Source organism: Pedobacter hiemivivus (assembly GCF_005144565.1).
GTDB classification, from domain to species: domain Bacteria; phylum Bacteroidota; class Bacteroidia; order Sphingobacteriales; family Sphingobacteriaceae; genus Pedobacter; species Pedobacter hiemivivus.
The window spans coordinates 150,912-169,728 of record NZ_SWDX01000004.1 but is presented as its reverse complement, the minus strand read 5'-3'; the positions used below and the strand labels follow the sequence as shown (position 1 = coordinate 169,728).

13 protein-coding genes are annotated in these 18,817 nt (G+C 39.5%); 3 read left to right on the top strand and 10 right to left on the bottom strand.

Annotated features, from left to right (window positions below):
• Window positions 1–116: 116 nt before the first annotated feature.
• Window positions 117–1,274 carry a fatty acid desaturase family protein gene (locus tag FBD94_RS11055; RefSeq protein WP_136880256.1) on the top strand — a complete coding sequence of 386 codons (1,158 nt, stop codon included), beginning with the start codon at window positions 117–119 and terminating at the stop codon, window positions 1,272–1,274.
• A gap of 6 nt (window positions 1,275–1,280) precedes the next feature.
• Here the strand turns inward: FBD94_RS11055 and FBD94_RS11050 are convergent, their stop codons facing one another.
• The 8 genes from FBD94_RS11050 to FBD94_RS11015 all read right to left on the bottom strand — a co-directional run bounded on the left by FBD94_RS11050 (window position 1,281) and on the right by FBD94_RS11015 (window position 14,337).
• The gene (locus FBD94_RS11050) at window positions 1,281–1,973 is read right to left on the bottom strand and encodes a GDSL-type esterase/lipase family protein (protein WP_136880255.1); all 693 of its coding nucleotides are present in this window, start codon (window positions 1,971–1,973) and stop codon (window positions 1,281–1,283) included.
• Window positions 1,974–2,011: 38 nt separating this feature from the next.
• The gene (glpT, locus tag FBD94_RS11045) at window positions 2,012–3,352 is read right to left on the bottom strand and encodes a glycerol-3-phosphate transporter (protein WP_136880254.1); all 1,341 of its coding nucleotides are present in this window, start codon (window positions 3,350–3,352) and stop codon (window positions 2,012–2,014) included.
• A gap of 89 nt (window positions 3,353–3,441) precedes the next feature.
• Window positions 3,442–4,344: a glycerophosphodiester phosphodiesterase family protein gene (locus FBD94_RS11040; protein WP_136880253.1), complete on the bottom strand. Its 903-nt coding sequence runs from the start codon at window positions 4,342–4,344 to the stop codon at window positions 3,442–3,444.
• 197 nt (window positions 4,345–4,541) lie between these two features.
• Window positions 4,542–5,954: a calcineurin-like phosphoesterase C-terminal domain-containing protein gene (locus tag FBD94_RS11035; RefSeq protein ID WP_136880252.1), complete on the bottom strand. Its 1,413-nt coding sequence runs from the start codon at window positions 5,952–5,954 to the stop codon at window positions 4,542–4,544.
• Window positions 5,955–6,186: 232 nt separating this feature from the next.
• On the bottom strand, window positions 6,187–7,737 hold the full coding sequence (locus FBD94_RS11030; RefSeq protein WP_136880251.1) for a DUF5689 domain-containing protein: 1,551 nt from the start codon (window positions 7,735–7,737) through the stop codon (window positions 6,187–6,189).
• 24 nt (window positions 7,738–7,761) lie between these two features.
• Entirely contained in the window at window positions 7,762–9,321 is a 1,560-nt protein-coding gene (locus tag FBD94_RS11025) for a SusD/RagB family nutrient-binding outer membrane lipoprotein (protein ID WP_136880250.1), read from the bottom strand.
• 12 nt (window positions 9,322–9,333) lie between these two features.
• Window positions 9,334–12,600 (bottom strand): SusC/RagA family TonB-linked outer membrane protein, encoded by a 3,267-nt coding sequence (locus tag FBD94_RS11020; RefSeq protein WP_136880249.1) that lies wholly within the window; start codon window positions 12,598–12,600, stop codon window positions 9,334–9,336.
• Between the two features lie 123 nt (window positions 12,601–12,723).
• Window positions 12,724–14,337 (bottom strand): glycerol-3-phosphate dehydrogenase/oxidase, encoded by a 1,614-nt coding sequence (locus tag FBD94_RS11015; protein ID WP_136880511.1) that lies wholly within the window; start codon window positions 14,335–14,337, stop codon window positions 12,724–12,726.
• A gap of 200 nt (window positions 14,338–14,537) precedes the next feature.
• On the opposite strand from FBD94_RS11015, the gene FBD94_RS11010 reads away from it, so the two are divergent.
• A complete protein-coding gene (locus FBD94_RS11010) occupies window positions 14,538–15,302 on the top strand; it encodes a DeoR/GlpR family DNA-binding transcription regulator (protein ID WP_136880248.1) in 765 nt (254 codons plus the stop codon).
• Between the two features lie 10 nt (window positions 15,303–15,312).
• Here the strand turns inward: FBD94_RS11010 and FBD94_RS11005 are convergent, their stop codons facing one another.
• Window positions 15,313–16,284 carry a polyprenyl synthetase family protein gene (locus tag FBD94_RS11005; protein WP_131610033.1) on the bottom strand — a complete coding sequence of 324 codons (972 nt, stop codon included), beginning with the start codon at window positions 16,282–16,284 and terminating at the stop codon, window positions 15,313–15,315.
• Window positions 16,285–16,358: 74 nt separating this feature from the next.
• Between FBD94_RS11005 and FBD94_RS11000 the strand changes: the two genes are divergently transcribed.
• The gene (locus FBD94_RS11000; RefSeq protein WP_136880247.1) at window positions 16,359–17,351 is read left to right on the top strand and encodes an alpha/beta hydrolase; all 993 of its coding nucleotides are present in this window, start codon (window positions 16,359–16,361) and stop codon (window positions 17,349–17,351) included.
• Here the strand turns inward: FBD94_RS11000 and FBD94_RS10995 are convergent.
• A complete protein-coding gene (locus FBD94_RS10995; protein ID WP_136880246.1) occupies window positions 17,348–18,763 on the bottom strand; it encodes an MBL fold metallo-hydrolase in 1,416 nt (471 codons plus the stop codon). The genes FBD94_RS11000 and FBD94_RS10995 overlap by 4 nt on opposite strands.
• Window positions 18,764–18,817 lie beyond the last annotated feature (54 nt).

Genomic DNA, 18,817 nt, shown 5'->3' with positions numbered 1-18,817 from the left:
TAATCATATAACGAACCTAAACAATAACAATATGCTAATCTTGGGTACGTTATAATTATGTTACATTAGCCGAATCAAAAAAGGGACATAACACTGCCCGAGGAATACAATAATTTATGAGAAAAAAGGTTAGGTTCAAGAATGTCAATAGTTCGACATTTTACGTGACAGTGCGGAAAAGGGTAGATGCTTATTTTACGGACAATAATATTTCAATACATGCAAATCGGGCCATGTGGTTCAAAACCCTCTTCTTCCTTACGGGTTTAGTTGCTGTTTATCTAATGGTCCTTCTGGGTGGTTTTAATGCAGCGGTTACACTTGTACTATGTGCCATATTAGGTACGTTTGGCGCTTTTGTAGGCTTTAACGTATGCCATGATGCCATCCACAAATCGTACTCTGCAAATCCGACTATCAACAAGTTTTTCAGCTTTGTTTTTAACCTGATTGGTGCCAGTCCGTATGTTTGGAACATCTGTCATAATATTGTTCACCATACTTATACCAATATAGCAGGACATGATGAGGACATTGATGTTGCCCCCGGATTAATTCGTTTCTCAGAATCAGAAACCGTTAATAAGGTACAAAGCTACCAACATTACTATGCCTTTGTGCTGTACAGCTTCGCCATGCTTTCCTGGGTTTTCAGGAAAGATTATAAAAAATTCTTTCAGAAAAAGATTGGAGAGCATGTTTCTTCACACCCTAGGATAGAATACTTTAAATTGTTCTTCTATAAAGGAATTTACTATTTCCTCTTTATTGTACTTCCATTATTGGTGATGAACATTAGCTGGTGGCAATTTGTAGTTGGCTTTTTGGTGATGCAATTTTCACAAGGACTTGTATTGGGACTGGTTTTCCAGCTCGCACACGTTGTAGAGGGTACGAGTTTTCCTTTTCCTAACGAGGAAGGAAATATTGAGGAGGCCTGGGCCGTACATCAACTGCAAACTACGGCAAACTTTGCGGTAGACTGCAAGGTGACGGGCTTTTTATGTGGTGGACTGAACAGACAGATAGAGCATCATCTTTTTCCAAAAGTATGCCATATCCACTACCCTGCTATCGGTGCAATTGTAAAGCAAACCGCAGCCGAATTTAATCTTGGCTATATTGAGAGTCCTACTTTTAGTGCAGCTTTAGTGTCTCACTATAAAACACTGAAAAGGTTAGGAAAAGAAACTTACAATGAAACTCCTTACATAAACAGGCCTGAACAATATCTGAACAGGCCCGCTATGGCATTTGCAAAAAATAAGATATAAAGAGGGCTACTTTAAATAGCCTCCCTTTTTGAGCACCTCTGCCCAAACCTGGTAACCCTCCGGCTTCAGGTGCAATCCATCGTGTGTTAGATTAGCTTTTAAATGATTTTCTGAGTCTAAGAACGCTGGGTAAAGATCAATGATCGTTACCTTTTTATCAGCTAGCTTTCTGATCTCCGAATTGAGCCACAAAATGTGTTCATCTTTACCATAATGGTTCTTGAACTTATTAAATGAGCTGTTTACTGGCAACAGCGTATAGAAATAGATCTTTGTCTTTTTCGAACCCGCTTTTATTCTGCCAATGATATTTTTATAATTCCTTAAGATGATACTATCAGGAATATTTCTCGACACATCATTGATTCCTATCAATACAAATACTTTTGAAGGTTTGCCAGCTATTACCTGATCCAGACGCTCTAAAACACCAAAGGTGATATCTCCAGAGATCCCCCTGTTTTTAGCATTAGGTAAATCCAATAATTTACCCCAGTCTGTTCCGGCAGTAATGCTGTTCCCTAAAAAAACGTAATCCTTTTTTTTGATGCCTTCTGTTTTAAAGGCTTCAACCTTTTTAAGGTAAGCACCCGGTCTGTAAGTGCTATCCCATTTTACTACCTGAGCCTTTGTACTTGCTGAGGCTAGTATCAGAATTAAACTTAATCCTGCAATGATTTTGTGAAATGAATGGTTCATTTTATGTTTGGTTATATGAAGCGCCTAAAATAATAATTTTACATCGCTGCTAAATTCCTTTTTTCTCTGTTCCAGGTTAATGCGGTAAAGAAGATAGATAAGAGACATGCGGCCACAATCACTTCGAAACCACCATCCCAGCCCCATTTATCCACTACAAGACCAATGGCAATATTGGCAAATAAAGCACCACCCATGTAACCAAAAAGACCAGTCAATCCAGCCGCAGTACCCGCCGCTTTTTTAGGTACCAGATCTAGTGCCTGCACCCCAATAAGCATCACAGGACCATAAATCAAGAAGCCTATCGCAATTAATGCGGCATTATCAATCCAGATGTTTCCTGGTGGATTTTTCCAGTATACCAATACGGCAACCAGCACCAACACCATATATATGATCGTTGCCGGAGCCCTGCGTCCTTTAAATACTTTATCACTGATCAAACCACAAAGTAGCGTCCCTGGAATACCCGCATACTCGTAAAAGAAATAGGCCATACCTGACTCTTTTAAAGAAAAACCTTTGGCTTCTTCAAGGAAAGTAGGTGCCCAGTCTAAAATTCCATATCTAACCAGGTATACAAAAGCATTCGCAAAGGCGATGTACCATAACATTCTGTTGTTAAATACGTATTTGAAAAAGATCTCTTTAGCTGTAAACTCCTTTTCCTGATCTGCAGAATAGTTTTTTGGATAATCGTTTTTGTATTCCTCAATAGGCGGTAATCCACAAGATTGTGGCGTATCTCTAACCAAAATATAGGCTACAACTGCAAAAAACAACGCAATGAAGCCTGGGAAGTAAAACTTACTATGCCAGTCGGCAAAGATCTCTATGGCTAAAATAGCGATAGGTCCTACTAAACCACCGCCCACATTATGCGCTACGTTCCAGATAGACATCATGGTACCACGCTCCTTTATAGAGTACCAGTGTACCACTACCCTACCGCATGGGGGCCATCCCATCCCTTGAAACCATCCGTTAAGGAATAACAAGATAAACATGACAGCAATAGATGAAGTTCCAAAAGGAAACATCCCCATAAAAATCATGGTAAAGGCAGACAGCACCAATCCGGCAGTAAGGAAATTACGGGCATTGCTTCGGTCTGAAACATTCCCCATTAAGAACTTGCTTAAGCCATAAGCAATGGATACGCCTGAAAGTGCAAAGCCCAACTGCGCTTTACTAAATCCTTGATCAATAAGATCAGGCATAGCCAGTGAAAAATTTTTACGTACCAGGTAGTAACCAGCATAACCTAAAAATATCCCAAGAAAGACTTTTAAACGTTGCTTTTTATATTCAGGATCTATCCTGTTTAAAGGTAACAGCTCTTTATGTGGAGCCGGTGAAAATAATTTAATACTCATTTAGATTGGTTAGTCGATATTGTTTTTGGTTAGTTGATGGTATTGGTTTGAGTAGGGTTATTATCTTGAAGAGCGTTATACCTTTATAGTTAGTTGACAAACAGGCCTGGATAATCGGAAATGATGCCATCTACATTTAACTGCTTTAAATTCGCGATATCTTCCTTGGTATTTGCTGTCCAAGGGATCACTTTAATCTTACGCTCGTGGCATTGCTTTACCAGATTAGCAGTTACCATTTTAAAAGCCGGACTTAAAATAAAAGGATTGAAACCAAGATCTTCAAGATTTTGCGCTACAGTTTTTTTATTATCTACCAGGTAAGATGTACGCACATTAGGGTATTTTTTATGTAGAATTTGTAATGTTCTTTTATCGAAAGACTGAATAACTACATAAGGTGTAATTCCTTTTTCGGTGATCACATCCATCAACAGTTTCACAAATTCCTCAGGTCCTGGATTTACAATACCATCACCTTTAGCGCTGCATTTGATTTCTATGTTATAGAACATCTGTTTTTTCCCTTTGGTGTACTGCTGTACATCATCAATTAAGTCTGCTAGTAACGGGATATAGGTCTTAATCTTTTTCTGCTCAGGAAAAAGTAAGTGCGGTTTTGAGCCAAGGTCAAATTGTTTCAATGTGCTATAATCCATCTGGTATACCGGATACTTTTTAGCATCTGATTTTGGGATTTCTTTACCCTCAGGGGTTAGCATAAATGCAGGGCTCAAATAATCATCATGTGTCACTACAACTTTGCCATCTTTGGTAATGTGTGTATCCATTTCCAGTGTAGTAATACCTAAATCGACAGCATAGCGCATCGCGATGATCGTATTTTCAGGCACTATACCTCTTCCTCCTCTGTGCCCCTCGGTGCTAAATGCGGGAAATTCGGCTTTGTCAGTTGAATTGGAATTTTTCATGGTTTTACAGGCCGACAAACTTAACAATGCCGCAGCGGCTACACAAATTACATTCTTCATTGATTTATATTTAGTTTTTTAAATACGAAAAGGTTCTTTCATTAATCCGGTCGTCCTGAATTTGTCATGCCGGCGAAGGCCGGTATCAGGATCTCACAATAGAAGGGTAGTCTTTCTCTTGAGAGATCCCGGTCTTCATCGGGATGACGACCGACTAAAAACAATCTGTCATTGGTAATTCAGGATGACGAAACGCCCTACGCGTTAAGCATACCTGTATACTTTTCACCAAAACGATCTGTTGCAATCACTTTAATGCTTTTTACAGAAGGGCTAAAGTGGGCCATAAATAAATGATCCATCTTTTTAGGCTCAGCAAATGACCTTGTAACCGGTAATTTATCACCTTTATACAATTGGACTGCTAAAGGATCATATCCCTTTTGCTGCTCCAGTGCCCCCATTGGTTTATCATCTAAAAAATATTCAACCTTCCATTCCGGATCCCAGTTCCAAACGTTGGCGATTACCCTTTTCTGATCGGTTAACTCCTCTACGTACATACTCACTTGTTTAGTTTTATCAAATCCAGTTGATTTGTAATACCATTTCATGTCTGTACCCTCTACCTCATAAACACCATAACCACGTGGGGTACCATCTTCACAGATTGGGCCAGTCCACCAAGCACCACATACCGTTCCATGATTGTGTTCGTATATACCGTTGGTTATTTTATTGAGGTTATAATGGGTATGTCCAGACATAATGTGGACGTTTTTATAGCCTTCCAGCAAGGCATACAGTTCTGCGTTATTTTTAACAGAATTGTGTACAGGAATGTGCAGGTTAATGATCAACAGCTGATCTTTGGCTACGTATTTAAGATCCTTAGCCAACCAAGCCAATTGATTTTCGCCAATATAACCATCGTACAAGCGCTCAGTCCCCAGGTAGCGTACATCATCCAAAACCACATAATGTGCTTTACCTCTATTAAAAGAATAATAGGTAGGCCCAAATACTTCTTTAAAGGTCTTATCCGATGTTTCATCACCACCTTGTCGGTAATCCATATCATGGTTACCTAAGGCCTGGAAAAATGGAATCCCCATATCAGCTACCGCCTGATTATAATCAGGAAATAAAGCGTGGTTATCCCATACAATATCTCCTACACAAATACCGTGAATCAAGGCATCAGGGCCCATTGATTTAACCAATTGCTGCACATCTGGCACAGCGGTTTCCATCATTTGTTTTACATCTTTCTTCGATTTAACCTGTGGATCAGCCCAAATGATAAAATTATGCTTGTTATCATTTCTTTTAAGTGCCTTAAGCTTAAAATCATAGCTATTGCGACTACCTAAGGTTTCATATTGCCTGGCCACGCTATAATCTGTTTTAAACTCGTAGCCTGCAGGCGTACTCATAAAAATATTGGTCGCCCTATCATCGGTTGTAATTGTATATTTTCCTTTGGCATCTGTAACCACAACGCTATAGCCATCTGAGATCACCACATTTGCAATTCCTCTTTTGCCATCGGACACTATACCGGTAATTGTTTTATCTCTTCTTAGTTTAGAAAAGGCATTGCTTTGTAAACTGATGAAGGCGCCTCCTGTAATGAGGCCCATTGATTGTATAAAGGATCTTCTATTCACAATTATATATTAAAAAAATAAAAAGATAAGGATGAATTTTGTGCAATAAGGGGTATGAAAGGATCTCTATTATCCTAATTTTGATAGACGGCAAAGTCGTCGATGTTTAAACGACCATTTTTAATAGAAGGTTCTTTTTCCGAAGAGCCTAAACCGATTTTGTTGCCAGCTATTAAAAGAAGCTGTTTATTAAACAGGAGCTACCAATGATAGCTCCTGTTAAGGAAAAATACTAATTTATAAGTTTTGTCATTGGCAATTTGTCGTCCACTGGCCGCTCTTCAATTAGCGTCAAAGGCGAAGTTGTACCAATTGCAACAGAATTATGGGTCCGCTTAGTTATCCATTTCTTAGCAGCAGCATCATACACCCCTCCAAGAAAACTGAATGCATTGACGCCTGGAATCACAAGTATCGCCGTATTCTTACCTTGTCTGAAAAATGGTTGATCAGTATTACCATCCTTTATGTTGTAAAAATCGTTGTTGCAGATAGAGTATCCGACTCCACTACCAAACATGGATCCTCCTGTACCTCCATAGAATATCACATCTGATGGCACTGACTTTAATTCAACATTGGTAAAAGGGAAAATTGCAATACCAGCCGGATTCCCACTATTACCAAGTAGGTTACTCGTTTTAGTGCCAATTCCATCTTCTCCCCCAACATTAGCATACAGCTTACTTACTACCCAATTGGCCTGACTAATATCCCTTGATCCTACACCAGATATCTGTTTATAACCACCAACGTAAAAGAATTTTCCCTTTGCTACAGTACCACGGGTAATTACAAGCTTATAGGTACGTAAATCACCAGTATTCCATCCAGCAACTGGAAAACCAGTAGGGGTAGAGGCTCCAGCGTTATTCGTTGTATATACACTAAAATTCTTTTGTCTGAAATCCAAATCCTGAGTAGCCATGAATTGTATGTATTCATAGTTAGCATCTGTACCAGTCGGATCAGCCAGGTAACCAGTAATAATTGCAGGATGTGGTCCTAATGGAATTGATGGATCAACAACGATACTTGTTGCTTCAAAATCGGCCTTTATTCGTGGCCAAACCTGCGGAACACCTGTTGAAGAAGGAATTAATAGTCCAGTCACATTCGCAGAATAAGGTAACAGCTCATTTTTAAAATTTGCTGTAGCATTCACATGCATTTGCATATCTCCTGAACCCTCATTCAACGTCTTCACTCCTTCAAGTGTTTCAACACCAATATTAGGCTCGAAATTACAATTGTTGATCTTCACTAAGCATCCTTCGAAATTATCAGGTTTGGCAAACAAAGTGATCGCTGAAACTGGCGTATAAAATAATTTTACCCCGGACTTTACCTTTACTATATCACTAGCGGAAACTCCCGTAATTTGCAAAATTCCATTCACACGCTTTAGTACACCACCTTCTATTTTTATCTGTACAGAATCTCCTGGAACATAATTGGCTGCTGCTGCACCTACGTTTATCGCAATCCCCCTTAAGGAGTCGATCCCACTAGACACTTGTCTTAAATTCTGGATAAACAATAACCCTTCAGGTAAATTATGGCCAGAATGATCAGAAGTTACCTGACCTTGTACACTAATTGCCTCCCTGGTTAATTCTTTAGTTAGGGTAACATCAGCACCTTTATAAAGCTTTTTTAAATCTAAATTGGAAATAAATGGACTAGGCGTAACGATCATATAATCACTATCCCTTTTACATGCAGCCAGTGCAACTATAAATGCCCCTATTATCAGTATATGTTTATTTAGTATCTTTCTCATGACTATTTTTCTAAATATTAAAAATTAGGGTTTTTGCCACCACATCAACGTATTGATATCATCTGCACCTTGAATGGCTACAGCTTTCTTATAGTTGGTTGGATTTGTAGATTGCGTTACAAGCGGGTAATTTAACCTTACCGGCATTTTAAGATCCCCTAAGGCTGCTCCTCTTGGTAAAAAAGGATGGCCGGTACGTCTAAATTCAAACCATTGTTGAAAGTCAACCAGGAACATCGCATAATACTTTTGTATATGTATCATTTCCATTTTACTATTTCCCCCAGAAAGATCCTCCAATGGTAAGGCAGCATTCCATTTTAAGTTTGCATCAGTGATGTACTTAACAAATTTAGCATCTGTTGGTCCTGTATATTGTGTTGGCATCCAGTAAGTGATCGCATCAACCATCCCTTTATAATAGTAATTCTCAGCAGAACCATTGATCCAACCTTTTGCAGCTGCCTCAGCTAGAATAAAGCTCACTTCTGCACTGTTCATAATGATACCTGTATTCGGATCCGTTTGCAAAGTGAATTTATTTTCTGCATCTGAATTAAAATGCGCTTGTATAATCACACCAGAACCCGGTTCATAACCACTTGGCACACCTACATAACCATCAATTCCTTTGTCAATACCGAAACGAGATACACCACCAGTACCCAAAGCTGGATCTACCCTTGGATCTTCCCATGTAACCAATTTACCCAAGAAGAAATCACAAATAGGCATATTCCTAAAATCAACTGCTCGTATATTTATCATAAATGGAGAAGAATAAACAGCTGTACTACTATTGGTTCCGTTCCATAAAATTTTAGCAGTCTGCGTATTATTTTCTATAATTGGATATTCAGCAGGGTTAGTATCTACAATCTCTTTAATCTTTGCAATTACTGTACTTGCAACTTCTGCTTTTCCAGAAGCACGAAGTAATAACCTTAAATAAAGTGAATTACCAAATCTTCTCCATTTTGAAACATCCCCCTTAAAAACTGGATCACTTGCACCTTCTATGGCTGTACCTTCTTTTAATAAGTCATTTGCTTCTTCCAGTTTTTTAAACATATCTGCATAGATATCTTTTTGCTTATCAAACACGGGCTGCATGTTGCCGATTTTACCCGTATTCGCTTCAGTATAAGGAACATCACCATAAGTATCTGTTAATAATGATGAAACCCATGTTTGGGAAATCAACGATATTCCCTGATAAGATTTATTAAGGCTTTCAGGTTTACCTGCAATAGTATAGATGTCCTTAAGATCTGTCATATTTGTATACCAGGCATTCCAGGTATAATCAGCCCAGGTTCTTCTCACATCGTAACGAAATACCTTACCTTCAGCATCACTAATTTCTACCGAAACCTGCATCAATTGATTATTGAAGTTCCAGTTACGATTCATATTAGCCGTTACAATATTCACTAAAGCAGGCGCTAACAATCTGCGTGCTTCTACCTCTCTCTCACCAATAGGATCAACATTTACCTTGGTGAAATCTTTTGTACAAGATAGGGTTGACAAACCCAAAACCGTTAAAAGTGTATATACTAGAGTATTTTTAAACTTTTTCATAATTTCTATAAATTAAAGGCCCACAACTAAACGTACACCAAATGTTCTGGTAGATGGTAATTGGCCTGTCTCAAATCCTTGAACAATATCCGAACCAGCTAAGGTTCCAAACTCAGGGTCGAATGCTGGCCATGGCGACCAAATGAACAGGTCACGTCCATAAACACTTAAGGTTGCCTTATTAAAAACGTCTAATCTTTTCAACAACTTCTTACCAAGAGCGTAACCAATACTAGCTTCTCTAAATTTAACATAATCTGTTCTAAAAATACTGCCTTCAGCCTGGCCACTTCCATAAACCGATTCATAAAAAGCAGCAAGGTCAGTAGCGATTACATCATTTTTACGGAAAGTACCATCAGGGTTCTGTAAAACTCCATCTCCAATTACACCATTATATCTACCAGGTAATGTAACTGCATGCTTACCCAAAGACGCCATTCTTGAGAAAGTAAGTGAATGACCAACTCCTCCAACCTGAGCATCAAATAAAACATTTAAGCTAAATTGTTTATAATTAAACCCTGTGCCAAGACTAAATCTCATTGTAGGCATGGTATTACCAAGATATAGCAAATCAGGATTTTCTAAAGCCACACCTGTAACCGGATTGAAAACAATTTGTCCATCTGGCGACCGCAGATAGCCTCTTCCGTATAAATCGCCCATACTACCGCCAACGTTAGCCACAACCTGGCCACCACCCAATGCTCCTGTACGAAGTACCACAGAACTATCTACCAGCTCTTTAATTATATTTTTATTTGCTGAGAAAGTAGCAAAAGTTGTCCATTTGAAGTTCTTGGTTTGTACTGGGGTACCATTAAGCGCAATCTCAATCCCTCTATTATCTACCCTACCAACATTAACCACCTGTACATTGTACCCAGTAGATTTATCTACAATTCTGTTTAATATTTGGTTTTTGGTATTACCTGCATACACAGCAAGGTCTAAGCCTAAACGATTTTTAAACATTTTCAATTCTAATCCCAATTCAATTGTAGTTGTTTTAAGTGGTTTCAAATCATAATTAGGCAATGATCTTGGATTGTTCATTGAAGTATCCGGATAAATTCCATCTGCTGCTTTCAAATAATAATATGCAGTTCTATATGGAACATTACTTCCACTACCAACCTGTGCTATTGAAGCCCTTAACTTAGCAAAGCTAAATGCTTTTGGAAGCGTCCAATAATCAGATGCTACAAAAGCTAAACTAGCTGATGGATAGAAAAAACCTACGTTGTCTGTACTTGTTAATGTTGCCAAAGTACTATTCCAATCCTGGCGCCCCGTAATATCTAAGTATAAAAAGTTTTTATAGGCAAATGATGCTGAAGCATAAAGACTATTGATTCTATACCTTGCGGTATCTGGAACATAAACCAAAGGGTTTTCATTGTTATCCAACATATAAATATTAGGAATTACCAAACCGTCTGCACGAGTTTCCAACTTACCATATTGGTTACGCATCTGACTACCACCAACATTTGCTGTCAAATGCAAGTCTTTGCTAATTTTTTTGTCGTATTTTAACAAGAAGTCAGCATTGATCTCATAAGCATGCATATCAGATACACGATAAGAACCATGCGCAAACTTATTTCCAGAGGCATCCCAAGGGCGACGAGTTTCACGCGCCTCGTCGGTTAAATCTATCGACGCCCGAGCCATTAAACTTAGCGCTTTACTAAATTTGTAATTGGCTTGAACATTACCCAAAAACCCATTTCTTCTTTGTGCATTTATATATTGTTCTGAAATAGCGTATGGACTTTCCGGGTTAGTAGTGGTAAGGTTAATCAATTGCTGGAATTCCTTACCAGGAGTCCAATAGTCCCTATACCAATCCACATTTACGTTAGGCTGCGCAAACATAAACCAATACATCAGAGATTGATTACCATAACCAGTGGCAGGTAAGTTATCGCTATGTTTGTTAGCATATTGTGCTTTTAGATTTAAGCTTAGCTTTTTAGTTAGGTTGGTATTTGCATTAAAGGTAACAGTAGTTCTTTCATAGCCTGTATTTGGTACAATCCATTCATTGCTACCATGACTTGCAGAAAGACGCATACCCACTTTCTTATAGGTACCATCTAAACTTATTGAATTCAACGATTCGAATCCAGTCACAAAAAATGCATCTATTGGATCTTTATAAGCAACCCAAGGCGTGCGCGCAACACCTTGCTTTTTTGTTACAGGATCATATTGATAGAACATACTTCCTGTACTAAATGCAGGTCCAAATGTAGAACTGGTTCCGTTTGTACTTGATCCATCAGGAGATGTACCATAGGAGAAATAAGGAACACCAAAAGTACCTGAACCAAACTCCTGTTGTCTGTCTGGGCCACGATTTATGTCTTGCCATGAGCTGTTCGAGGTAAAGGTGATCCCCATCGTTTTTCTATCCTTAGTGGCAGATTTAGTCGTAATGATAATCGCACCATTAGCACCTCTTTGACCATACAGCGCTGATGCTGCAGGGCCTTTAAGCACAGTAACAGACTCGATATCATCAGGATTCAAATCGCTTATTCCACTTCCGAAATCCGCAGGCATAATATCGCCAGATGTACCATACACACCACCACCAGTAGCAGCAGTACGTCTAGAACTACTAGAGGCCACCACACCATCAATTACAATTAGTGCTTCGTTATCACCTGTAAGGTTATTCTCACCACGTAAAATAATTTTATTGGATCCAGCCGGGCCGTCACTACGCACCATATTTAAACCTGCAACTTTTCCTGACAAAGCATCGGTCCAGTTACTGGAAATCGCATTAGTTAACTGCGTACTGTCAACCGTAGTTGTAGCAAAACCCAAAGATTTCTGTTCACGTTTAATACCTAGGGCCGTTACTACAACCTCATTAAGATCTGAACTTGAACTGTTCAACGTAACGGTCATCGTATTGGTTGCCCCGGTAACCATACGTTTAGCAACCGCATAACCAATCATATTAAAAGAAAGCTCAGTTCCTTTTACAGCTTTCACCGTAAAAGAGCCGTTCCCATCGGTTACGCCCAAAACTTTTCTTTGACTATCCGAAATGGTTACACCAGGTATCGATTCTCCGTCACCTCCGTCTTTAACCGTTCCTTTTACTGTAACAGTTTCCTGTCGAGCCAGATAAATAGGTGTCGGCTCCGTTTCAGCCAGAAGCACTTGGGGCAATTGCATAAAAACCACTATCCATGCAAAAGCAAGGTATTTAAATGGTTTTTTAAACTGCATGTAATTTGTAGAATTTCTAATCATAATGCTATTTAATTATTTGGTTAGTTCTTTTTGTTTTGCAACGTTTCGTTTCATTTCGACTAACTTTAATTCGCTGCAAATATCAAGTTTGCTATTTTAAGCCTATGTTAAGTCTTTATTAATTTAGGCGGTGGCCTTTACCCAGGTTTCACCCCCATCTCCTTTCATTGGTAGCGGATATAATAAGTACTGTCTTACCAGCTCGGTAAACGTTTCAACCTGCGCGCTTACCCATTGCTCGTCCTTACCCAGCGCTTCTGCCATTACGGCAGCTACACCAGGAGCAAGCAGCAAAGCCCCTTTTGCATCCAGAAATAACAACCGCATCCTGCGTGAAAGCACATCCTCAACAGTACGAGCCATTTCATTCCGCACCATCCAAACCACCTCAGCCTTCACATATTTAAAACCAGGATACAAAACTTCGTTTAGTTTCGGTTCAGTTTTCATTAAAGCACGAATCCCATCAGCATCAACACCGTACAGCTCCAGATCTCCAGTCCCCATCTCAGAAAGATACCCGTGTATTTTAACGTCCTGCGTAATGCATTTTTTTGCAGCCAGCTTCCCCAATTCAATCGCCTTATCTACAACATCCATAGCCATCCTGCGATAAGTTGTCCATTTACCACCTGTGATGGTAATCAATCCAGACTTACTAATAATTAACTTATGACTTCTCGAGATTTCCTTTGTACTGTCGGTATCCTTACCTGGAGCTGCCAATGGTCTTAAACCTGCAAATGCAGCAAGCACATCATTTCTGGTAGGTTCTTTTGTAAGGTATTTCCCCGCAGTAGTTAATATAAATTCGATCTCTTCATTCAGTGGCTTAGGCTCTAAACTATGTTCATCTAAAGGCGTATCAGTTGTACCCACCAATACTTTTCCATGCCATGGCACAGCAAACAACACCCTTCCATCTGGAGTTTTAGGGATCATCAATGCACTACTCCCTTTTAAAAAGGAAGCATCCAGAACCACATGAGCGCCCTGACTTGGACGAACAATTGCCTTTCCTGACGGAACATCCATCTTTAAAATCTCATCCACAAAAACACCAGTAGCATTAATCACTACCTTTGCGTTTAGTGTATAGTTTTTATCCGTCTCCGTATCTGTAAAACTTACCCCATTTATATTTCCGCCGGTTTTTGTTAAACCAGTAACCTTAGTATAATTCAACAACACGCCACCATATTCCGCAGCAGTCTGCGCCAGGTTCAATGCCAATCGGGCATCATCAAACTGCCCATCGCTATAACACACCCCACCAACCAAACCATCAGGTTTTAATCCTGGGATAGCTTTCAATACTTTATCGGCTGATAAAAACGTAGACTTCTTGAAACCGCTCTTTCCAGCCAGTAAATCATAAAGCTTTAAGCCAATCAGGTATTTATATTTTGATAACCAGGAATACAATGGTATAATGAAATCTTGATCTTTAACCAGGTGAGGTGCATTTTTCAATAAAAGCCCACGTTCATGCAACGCTTCATACACCAATGCTACATCACCCTGCGCCAAATACCGAACACCACCATGAACCAGCTTGGTACTCCTACTCGATGTTCCTTTCGCAAAATCAGATTGCTCCAGCAACAACGTACTATAACCTCTACTCGCTGCATCCACAGCAGTCCCTAATCCCGTTGCCCCACCACCAATAATGATAACATCCCAACTATTTTTTGCTTCTACTTGCGCTATGAATGATTCCCGATTAAACAACATTTCGTTTTTTTCCAATTTTCAAATAAGATTATTTCGTAATCTTTCGTTTTAAAAACGAAATACAACAAAACGAAACTAAAGAAAGATTTTTATTATTAAAAACAAATTGACATATTTATTTTTTACCGTTAAGTTTGTGGATTAATTAATATTGCAGTTAAAAATTATGTTTATATTACTACTGCTTTACATATAGATAAATGATCAACATAGCCGAAAGACACCAATATATTTTAAATAAAATCCAAACAGAAGGCGCAATAGATGTGCAGTCGCTATGTAAAACGCTAGACGTTTCGTCTGTAACCATACGTAAGGATCTGAAACTTCTTGAAGACAAAAATCTTCTATACAGAACCCATGGCGGGGCCACATTGAACAACCCTTATACAGTTGATCGACCTGTAAATGAAAAGGAACATTTGCAATCGACAGAAAAGATGAGAATCGGAGCGGTAGCTGCAGATCTTATTGAAGACAACGATTCCATTATCATCGCCTCTGGAACAACTGTGCTGGCTATGGCGCGCTGCATCAAACCAAAAGGTAGTTTAACCGTAATCACATCCGCATTAAATGTTGCACTAGAATTGTTGCACCATAACGACATTGAGATCATCCAGCTGGGAGGATTATTAAGAAAAAGCTCTTCTTCTGTCGCAGGACCTTATTCAGACAATGTTTTAGGCACAGTTTTCTGTAGCAAGCTATACCTTGGTGTGGATGGAATAGATCTGGAATTTGGGCTTACTACCACTAATGCGTCAGAAGCGCACCTAAACAGACAGATGATTGAATCTTCTCAAAAAATAATTGTACTGGCAGATTCTACCAAATTTGGAAAACGAGGCTTCGGGAGAATATGCGGAATAGAGGAAGTGGATCATATCATTACCGACAGCGGCATTTCTGAACAAATTAAAAAAGGACTGGAAAGTCTGGGGATTAAAGTTTCTATTGTTTAGGCTATATCAATTATTTCTTGCGTTCGGTGGTATACCGAACCAATTGCTCTAAGCCCGTCCTTGCATCGCAGGGTTCGAAGCTGTATAGAATATCAAAAGCTTCCTGCTGATATTGGATCATTTTCTCATTGGCATAATGCACCCCGTCTTTGGCATTCACAAAGTCGATGATCTCCTGTATCTTGGCCGGCTCATCGTTATGGTTTTTCACCAGACTAATGATTCTTTTCTTCTCCGCCTTATCGGCACGATTTAACGCATAGATCAATGGAAGGGTAACCTTCTTTTCTTTGATATCAATACCAAGGGGCTTCCCTACATCATCGGTTCCAAAGTCAAATGTATCATCCTTAATCTGGAAAGCAATCCCTACCTTTTCGCCAAACAACCTCATTTTCTCCACCGTCTCGTCATCAGCGCCTGCCGAAGCAGCACCACAAGCACAGCAAGAAGCAATGAGAGAAGCCGTTTTTTGTCTGATGACATCAAAATAGAGTGCTTCGCTGATGTCCATCCGCCTTACCTTCTCGATCTGCAGCAACTCACCTTCGCTCATCTGTTTCACCGCTTCAGAAACAATCTGCAGTAAGCGAAACTCTCCATTGTTTACAGAAAGCAATAAACCCTTAGCCAGCAAATAATCACCTACTAAAACAGCAATCTTATTTTTCCATAAAGCATTAATCGAAAAGAAGCCTCTACGTTCGTAGGCATTATCAACCACATCATCGTGTACAAGCGTAGCGGTATGCAACAGCTCTACAAGTGCGGCTCCTCTATGGGTTGATTCTATGATTCCACCACAAAGTTTTGCGGCAAAAAAGACAAACATTGGTCTGATCTGCTTACCCTTACGTTTTACAATATAATGGGTTATACGATCAAGTAATGGTGCATCACTATGCATCGATGCCTTGAACTTTTCTTCAAAGGCAGCTATGTCTGCGGCTATAGGTAGTTTTATCTGATTTATTCCTGGCATTCAGGTTAAAAAATATGTGTGCAAACATAAATTAAATATCTTTAAAAGCGTACTTTTAGTAAAAAGAGTTTATAATGAAAAAAGCATTTAAGGTCTTTATTGCACTTGTTTTAATCGGTACCATCGTTTATTTATTAGGCCCAAAACCTAGACACCCCGAGTATAGCACTCAACTCCCAAATGTCCCTGCTCTTCCTCATCTCGAAGATTATGTAAAACAGATAGAATCACGACACAAAATAAAGCCCGGTAACGAAGCCGAGATCGTTTGGGCGGACAGCACACAAAAACAACAATCAGATTACGCTGTAGTGTATCTACACGGCTACTCCGCCTCTAAAGCCGAGGGCAACCCTACGTACTTTTATCTTGCAAATCTATTACATGCCAATTTATACCTTGCGCGATTAGCGGACCATGGAGTCGACACGGTATCGGCAATGGAATATTCAACGCCCGACAGACTTTGGGAAAGCGCCAAACAAGCATTTGAAATTGGAAAAAGATTAGGCAAGAAAATTATCATTATCGGAACATCCACCGGAGGCTCACTAGCGCTTAAGCTTGCTGCTACCTACCCTGACGCCAATAGCCTTATTTTAATCTCTCCAAATATTGAAATCAACGACAAACTGGCATTTATGCTAAATAATCCATGGGGTTTACAAATTGCGCGCCTGGTATTAGGTGGCAAAGAAAGATTAGCGAAAAATAAAACGCCTGATGAAAAGAAATACTGGTACTCCCGTTACCGGATTGAATCCACGGTACAACTACAAGAACTCCTGGAAACCAGCATGAACAAAACAACTTTCGAAAAAGTAAAACAACCTGTACTGCTACTCTATCATTATAAAAACGAAAAAGAGCAGGACCACGTCGTAAAAGTATCTGCCCAATTACGGATGTTTGATCAACTTGGCACACCTGCACAATTAAAAACCAAAGTTGCAATCCCTAATGGAGGCAGTCATGTGCTCGGCTCTTACATTACTTCAAAAGACATTCCCGCAGTGGAAAATGCAATAGGTAGCTTTGTTAAAAAAACACTAAAGATATCAAGCTAAGCCTTCATGGCTTTAGAAGGACAAGCGAAATCCGTACGCTTTAAGTCTGTATTTTTAATCGCGCCATAACCTCCGGCAATATCTATCACCTGCTCAACTCCCCTAGCTTTAAGGATGGAAGCCGCAATCATAGATCGGTAACCACCTGCACAATGCACATAATAAGTATCGTTGTGGTCAATTTCAGTAGTCCAATCGTTGATATAATCCAATGGACGAGTCATAGTCATTTCCAAATGTTCTGACTCGTATTCGCCCGGTTTTCTTACATCAAGCACCTTGATGGATGTATCCTCATTAACTATGCTTTCAAATTCTTCGGCTGAGATTGATTTAATTGTATCCACATCCTTACCAGCCTGATCCCATGCAGCAACACCACCTTCTAAATAACCAATCGTATTGTCGTATCCTACCCTTGCCAAACGTGTAATCGCTTCTTCCTCTTTGCCAGCTTCAACAACCAGCAATAAAGGATGCTTTAAATCGGTAATCAATGAGCCAACCCAAGGGGCAAACTGACCATTCAGACCTATATTTACAGCAGAAGGAACAAAACCTTTGGCAAATACTTGTGGGTCCCTGGTATCCAGAATTAAAGCTCCGGTTAAATTTGCCATCGCTTCGAACTCCTCCGGAGTCAAAGGCTTTAATCCTTTTTCGTAAACCTCATCAAAGCTTTCATAACCATTTTTGTTCATGGCGGCATTTTTAGCAAAATATTGTGGCGGAGGTAAAATGCCATCCGTAACCTCTTTTACAAACTGCGCTTTCGAAGTTGCCTTAAGGGCATAATTAACTTCCTTCTGGTGACCTAAAGTATCAAAGGTCTCTTTACTCATGCTCTTACCACAAGCAGAACCAGCGCCATGAGCAGGATAAACCAACACATCATCAGGAAGCGTTAATATTTTAGTATGTAATGAATCGTACAAAGTTGCAGCCATATCCTCCATCGTCAGGTCTCCCTGCTGTGCCAAATCCGGCCTGCCTACATCACCAATAAACAAGGTGTCACCAGTAAAAATACAATAAGGTTTCCCATCTTTATCTGTCAACAAATAAGTCGTAGATTCTGGCGTATGCCCAGGTGTATGTAACGCTGTGATCGTCAACTCACCAATTTTAAACTGTTCCCCATCTACCGCAATATGCGATTTGAAAGAAGTTTTGGCTGTAGGGCCATATACAATTTCAGCACCCGATTTCTCAGCCAAATCCACATGACCCGAAACAAAATCAGCATGAAAATGCGTTTCAAAAATATACTTGATTACAGCATTGTCTTTCTTCGCTTTCTTAAGATAAGGATCTACCTCACGCAAAGGATCAATAATTGCTGCCTCCCCGTTACTCTCAATATAATAAGCCGCTTCTGCTAAACATCCCGTATAAATCTGCTCTATTTTCATTGCCTTCTTTATTTACCTACAAATTTAAGATTATAATACCCGCTCTAAAACCTT

What these genes read in the sequence shown, in the direction of transcription:
- FBD94_RS11020 (WP_136880249.1), bottom strand. Translation starts at nt 12,600, where the DNA reads ATGATTAGAAATTCTACAAATTACATGCAGTTTAAAAAACCATTTAAA.
- FBD94_RS11040 (WP_136880253.1), bottom strand. Translation starts at nt 4,344, where the DNA reads ATGAAGAATGTAATTTGTGTAGCCGCTGCGGCATTGTTAAGTTTGTCG.
- FBD94_RS11000 (WP_136880247.1), top strand. Translation starts at nt 16,359, where the DNA reads ATGAAAAAAGCATTTAAGGTCTTTATTGCACTTGTTTTAATCGGTACC.
- FBD94_RS11005 (WP_131610033.1), bottom strand. Translation starts at nt 16,284, where the DNA reads ATGCCAGGAATAAATCAGATAAAACTACCTATAGCCGCAGACATAGCT.
- FBD94_RS10995 (WP_136880246.1), bottom strand. Translation starts at nt 18,763, where the DNA reads ATGAAAATAGAGCAGATTTATACGGGATGTTTAGCAGAAGCGGCTTAT.
- FBD94_RS11055 (WP_136880256.1), top strand. Translation starts at nt 117, where the DNA reads ATGAGAAAAAAGGTTAGGTTCAAGAATGTCAATAGTTCGACATTTTAC.
- FBD94_RS11010 (WP_136880248.1), top strand. Translation starts at nt 14,538, where the DNA reads ATGATCAACATAGCCGAAAGACACCAATATATTTTAAATAAAATCCAA.
- FBD94_RS11015 (WP_136880511.1), bottom strand. Translation starts at nt 14,337, where the DNA reads ATGTTGTTTAATCGGGAATCATTCATAGCGCAAGTAGAAGCAAAAAAT.
- FBD94_RS11050 (WP_136880255.1), bottom strand. Translation starts at nt 1,973, where the DNA reads ATGAACCATTCATTTCACAAAATCATTGCAGGATTAAGTTTAATTCTG.
- glpT (WP_136880254.1), bottom strand. Translation starts at nt 3,352, where the DNA reads ATGAGTATTAAATTATTTTCACCGGCTCCACATAAAGAGCTGTTACCT.
- FBD94_RS11025 (WP_136880250.1), bottom strand. Translation starts at nt 9,321, where the DNA reads ATGAAAAAGTTTAAAAATACTCTAGTATATACACTTTTAACGGTTTTG.
- FBD94_RS11030 (WP_136880251.1), bottom strand. Translation starts at nt 7,737, where the DNA reads ATGAGAAAGATACTAAATAAACATATACTGATAATAGGGGCATTTATA.